Source organism: Kribbella sp. (genome assembly GCF_035655035.1).
GTDB lineage: Bacteria > Actinomycetota > Actinomycetes > Propionibacteriales > Kribbellaceae > Kribbella.
Window position 1 is genome coordinate 1 of record NZ_DASRVN010000449.1, and the last position, 4,928, is coordinate 4,928.

Here is a 4,928-nt window from a genome sequence, read left to right on the forward strand (position 1 = left end):
CTCCGGGTGCTCGAGGTCCGCGGCCATCTCGGTCACCGGCAACGACGACGTGTTGGTCGCCAGGATCGCGTCGGGCCGGACGATCTTCTCCAGGTCGGCGAAGATCGTCTTCTTCAGCTGCAGCTCCTCGAACACGGCCTCCATCACGAAATCCGCGTCCGCGAACACGCCCTTGTCGACCGAGCCGGTGACGAGCGCCTTCAGCTGGTTCGCCTTGTCCGGGCGGACCCGGCCCTTCGCCAGCAGCTTGTTGATCTCACCGTGCACGTACCCGACACCACGGTCGACGCGCTCCTGATCGAGATCCGTCAGTACGACCGGAACCTCGAGCCGCCGCGCGAACAGCAGCGCCAACTGACCCGCCATCAGGCCTGCGCCCACGACGCCGACCTTGCTCACCGGACGCGCCAGCGATTTGTCCGGCGCACCGGCCGGCCGCTTGGCCCGCTTGTTCACCAGGTCGAACGCGTACAGCCCGCTGCGCAGCTCCTCGCTCATGATCAGATCCGCGAGCGCCTCGTCCTCGGCCGCGAACCCGCGGTCGCGGTCGTTGTCCTTGGCGGCCGCGATCAGCTCCAGCGCCCGGTACGGCGCCGGCGCCGCGCCGCTGACCTTCACGTCCGCGAAACCCTTGCCCCGGGCAACGGCAGCGTCCCACGCCGCGCCCCGGTCGATCTCGGCCCGCTCGACCGTGATCGCACCGGTGAGCACCTTCGAAGCCCACAGCAGCGACTGCTCGAGGAAGTCCGCCGACTCCAGCAGTACGTCGCCGATGCCGAGCTTCACGGCCTCCGGTCCGCTGAGCATCTTGTTCTGGTTCAGGGCGTTCTCGACGACGACCTTCACCGCGTTGTCCGCGCCGATCAGGTTCGGCAGCAGGAAGTTGCCGCCCCAGCCCGGCAGCAGCCCGAGGAAGACTTCCGGCGTCGACAGCATCCCGGCCGCGACCGAGACCGTCCGGTACTGCGCATGCAGCGCGACCTCGAGCCCGCCGCCGAGCGCGACACCGTTCACGAACGCGAACGACGGCTTGCCGCCGTCGACCAGCTTCCGCATCACCCCGTGCCCGATCTTGCCGAGCGCCAGCGCCTGCTCCCGGTCGGTCAGCTTCGGTACGCCGGTCAGGTCCGCGCCGGCGGCCAGGATGAACGGCTTGCCGGTGACGCCGATCGCGACGATCTCGTCCCGGGCCAGCGCCGCGTCGATGGCCGCGTTCAGCGAACCCAGGCCCTTCGGGCCGAACGTGTTCGGCTTGGTGTGGTCGTGCCCGTTGTCCAGCGTGATGAGCGCCATCGTGCCGGCCTTGTTCGGCAGTACGACGTCCCGGGAGTGCGCGACCGTGACGACCTCGTCGGTCGAGAGGGCAGATGCGCTGTCGATCAGTTCCTGCAGCTTCACTTGGCACCTTCCCAGTTCGGGTTCTCCCAGATGACGGTCCCGCCCATGCCGAGGCCGACGCACATCGTGGTGAGGCCGTAGCGGACCTCGGGGCGCTGCTCGAACTGCTTGGCCAGCTGGTTCATCAGCCGGACGCCGGACGACGCGAGCGGGTGCCCGAACGCGATCGCGCCGCCGTAGGGGTTCACCCGCGGGTCGTCGTCGGAGATGCCGTAGTGCTCCAGGAACGCCAGCACCTGCACGGCGAACGCCTCGTTCACCTCGAACGCCTGGATGTCGTCGATGCTCAGCCCGGCGAGCCGCAGCGCCTTCTCGGTGGCCGGGATCGGGCCTTCGCCCATCACCTCCGGCTCGACACCGGCGAACGCGTACGAGACCAGCTTCATCTTCGGGGTCAGCCCGAGCTCCTCGGCCGCCTCGGCGGACGTCAGCACGCAGGCGGTGGCGCCGTCGTTGATGCCGGCGGAGTTGCCCGCGGTCACCCGGCCGTGCGGGCGGAACGGCGTCTTCAGCCCGGCGAGGTCCTCGGCCGTGGTCCCCGGCCGCATCGGCTCGTCGGTGGTCGCGTAGCCCCAGCCCTGCTCCGCGGAGCGGGTCGCGACCGGTACCAGGTCCGGCTGGATCAGGTCGTTCGCGTAGGCCTTGGCCGCCTTCTCCTGGGAGGCGACGGCGTACGCGTCGGCACGCTCCTTGGTGATCGTCGGGTACCGGTCGTGCAGGTTCTCGGCGGTGGAGCCCATCACCAGCGCGGAGGTGTCGACCAGCTTCTCGGCGATGATCCGCGGGTTCGGGTCCACGCCCTCGCCCATCGGGTGCCGGCCCATGTGCTCGACCCCGCCGGCCACGACCACGTCGTACGCGCCGAACGCGATCCCGGCCGCGGTGGTGGTGACGGCGGTCATCGCGCCGGCGCACATCCGGTCGATGGCGTAGCCGGGCGTGGTGTTCGGCAGACCGGCCAGCAGCGCGGCGGTCCGGCCGATGGTCAGGCCCTGGTCACCGATCTGGGTGGTGGCCGCGATCGCGACCTCGTCCACGCGTTCCGGGGGGAGACCCGGGTTCCGCCGCAGCAGCTCCCGGATGCACTTGATCACCAGGTCGTCGGCGCGGGTCTCGGCGTACTGGCCCTTGGCCTTGCCGAACGGGGTGCGGACGCCGTCGACGTACACGACATCGCGGATCTCACGGGGGCTGTTCTGCCGGGGCACAGGGGGCCCTCCTCTTGAAGGTCGGGAAATCTACCCCGATGCTACCCGTGAGTAACAGAACTCCGAAACCACCCACGCCTGTGCGTCCCCTCACAAACCTGTTACCCGTGGAAATGCGGCGCGAATGGGCGCATGCTGGTGGTCAAGGTCCGTGCAACTGGAGCGTTCTATGAACAATCTCGATCTTGCCGTTCCGGTCCTCAGCCGGGGGAAACACCGTAGTCCGCGCAAGGGCGCCTGCTTCATGGAGTTCGCGTCGTACCTGGCCGGCGAGCCGTGGTCGGACCATCCGGCCTGTACGCATCCGCTGCTGGCCGGGGTGGCCCGCGACGTCAACGACTGCACCAGCGATTCCGGCCGCTCCCGGCTGGCGCCGCTGATCCCGTCAGTGATCGGGCTGACCCCCGACGATCCACACGTCGTACCGCGGGTCACCGCCCGGTGCATCCGGCACGCGCTGCCGGTCGTGTCGCAGGAGCGCCAGTACATCCTCGCCGTCGCCCTGCTCGTCGGAGAGCGGCAACTCGCCGCGCTCGACGGACGCCCGCCGGACGACATCGAGCCGGAATCGGTCGCCGTCCTGCAGGCCGTACCGCAGGCCACCAAGTGGGCGCGCTCCTTCACCGCGCGCACCCACCGCGTGACACCCGACTTCGCCCGCCGTACGGCGCCTCGTGCGGTCTCCTGCGCCGTCGAGGGCATCTCCCAGGCCTGCGTCCCGAACCCCGACGACCGGCTCTACCAGCTGCTGCTGGACGCGATCGCGGAAACGAAGGCCTGGATGCCCGCACCCAAGCCGGTGGCCGTCGAACCGGAGGCCGTACGCTTCACAGTGTGACCTTGGAGATACCAGTCCACGAGTGGGGATCCGCCGGCAGTGATGCACCCGGAGTCCTGCTGCTGCAGGAGATCTTCGGGGTCTCCGACTACATCAAGCAGCGCGGGGCGGACCTGCACGCCCTCGGCTACTACGTGATCGCGCCGGAGATCTACTGGCGCCTCGACGACACCGAGCTCGACGAGTCCGCGCCGGATCTGCTGGCGCGCGCGATGGACATCGCCCACCGGCTCGACTGGGACCTGGCGGTCAAGGACGCGCTGGCCGTGCTGGACGGTCTGAAAGCACGCGGCAAGGGCACCGCGGTCGTCGGCTTCTGCTTCGGCGGCGGGCTCGGCTACAACGTGGCCGCGGTGTCCGCACCGGACGTGCTGGTCAGCTACTACGGCTCGGCGTTGCCGCGGCTGCTCGAGCTTCGTCCGGAGGCCGCCGGCCTGCACCACTTCGGCAACGAGGACGCGTTCCTGGACGTCGACGCCATCGTGCCCGCGCTCAGTGGCGCCGAGGTGCACCGGTACGACGGTGCCGGGCACGCGTTCGACAACCCGCTGCCGATGTTCCACAACGCCGACGCCTCCGCGCTCGCGTGGCGGCGTACCGAGGACTTTCTCGCCCGGCATCTACCGACAACCCAAGGATGAGCATGAGCCTGTACGACATTCCGCTGACCACGCTGTCCGGTACGCCGACCTCGCTCGGGGAGTACAAGGGCAAGGCGGTGCTGGTGGTGAACGTGGCGTCGAAGTGTGGCCTGACGCCGCAGTACGAGGGCCTGGAGAACCTGCAGAAGAAGTACGAGGCCCGGGGGTTCACCGTGCTCGGCGCCCCGTGCAACCAGTTCGGCGGCCAGGAGCCCGGTTCCGCCGAGGAGATCGAGACATTCTGCTCGACGACGTACGGCGTCACGTTCCCGATGCTGGACAAGCTCGAGGTGAACGGCGACGGCCGGCACCCGCTGTACGCCGAGCTCACCCAGACCCCGGACGCCGACGGCGAGGCCGGCGACATCCAGTGGAACTTCGAGAAGTTCCTCCTCACCCCCGAGGGCACCGTGGCCGCCCGCTTCCGCCCCCGCACCGAGCCGGAGTCGGCCGAGGTCGTCGCCGCGATCGAGGCGCAGCTCCCGGCCTAGCCCGCCGGCCGGATCGCCCGTCGCTTCCGCGGCGGGCGATTTCTTTGCGCACCATTGCAACAACTCTTTCGAAAGAGTACTTTCGACGCATGCCGAACCCGCATCGCCGCCTGAGCGACCCTCGTGAGTTGAATGCGCTGGCCCATCCCGTCCGGATGGCGATCGTCGAACTGCTGTCGATCAGCGGGCCGCTGACCGCGACCGAGCTGGCCGACCGGCTCGACGAGACGCCCGCGAACTGCTCGTGGCACCTGCGGAAGCTGGCGCAGCACGGGTTCGTGGAGGAAGCCGAGGGCGGGAAGGGCCGGCAGCGGCCGTGGCAGGTGCCGGGCCTCGGATTCCGCTGGGACGA

At 69.5% G+C, this 4,928-nt stretch carries 6 protein-coding genes; 4 read left to right on the top strand and 2 right to left on the bottom strand.

Translation table 11 applies throughout. The annotated features are described in order from the left end of the window. Both VFF46_RS24685 and VFF46_RS24690 read right to left on the bottom strand, forming a co-directional pair. Positions 1 to 1,398: 3-hydroxyacyl-CoA dehydrogenase NAD-binding domain-containing protein (locus VFF46_RS24685; RefSeq protein ID WP_325039584.1), on the bottom strand; the 1,398-nt coding region annotated here is incomplete at its 3' end. Further along, a complete protein-coding gene (locus VFF46_RS24690; RefSeq protein ID WP_325039585.1) occupies positions 1,395 to 2,606 on the bottom strand; it encodes an acetyl-CoA C-acyltransferase in 1,212 nt (403 codons plus the stop codon). The genes VFF46_RS24690 and VFF46_RS24685, both read right to left, overlap by 4 nt. Positions 2,607 to 2,775: 169 nt before the next feature. Between VFF46_RS24690 and VFF46_RS24695 the strand changes: the two genes are divergently transcribed. From VFF46_RS24695 to VFF46_RS24710, 4 genes are all read left to right on the top strand, one after another. Continuing rightward, positions 2,776 to 3,444, top strand: a complete 669-nt coding sequence (locus tag VFF46_RS24695) for a hypothetical protein (RefSeq protein ID WP_325039586.1) — start codon at positions 2,776 to 2,778, stop codon at positions 3,442 to 3,444. Further along, positions 3,441 to 4,085: a dienelactone hydrolase family protein gene (locus VFF46_RS24700; RefSeq protein ID WP_414673086.1), complete on the top strand. Its 645-nt coding sequence runs from the start codon at positions 3,441 to 3,443 to the stop codon at positions 4,083 to 4,085. Before VFF46_RS24695 ends, VFF46_RS24700 begins: the two co-directional genes overlap by 4 nt. A gap of 2 nt (positions 4,086 to 4,087) precedes the next feature. After that, positions 4,088 to 4,576, top strand: a complete 489-nt coding sequence (locus tag VFF46_RS24705; RefSeq protein WP_325039588.1) for a glutathione peroxidase — start codon at positions 4,088 to 4,090, stop codon at positions 4,574 to 4,576. Positions 4,577 to 4,665: 89 nt separating this feature from the next. Beyond that, the coding region (locus VFF46_RS24710; RefSeq protein WP_325039589.1) for a helix-turn-helix domain-containing protein at positions 4,666 to 4,928 on the top strand (263 nt) is incomplete at its 3' end.

Bases quoted from the DNA above. Each gene is read 5' to 3' on its own strand.
- VFF46_RS24695 (WP_325039586.1), top strand. From the start codon at position 2,776: ATGAACAATCTCGATCTTGCCGTTCCGGTCCTCAGCCGGGGGAAACAC.
- VFF46_RS24705 (WP_325039588.1), top strand. From the start codon at position 4,088: ATGAGCCTGTACGACATTCCGCTGACCACGCTGTCCGGTACGCCGACC.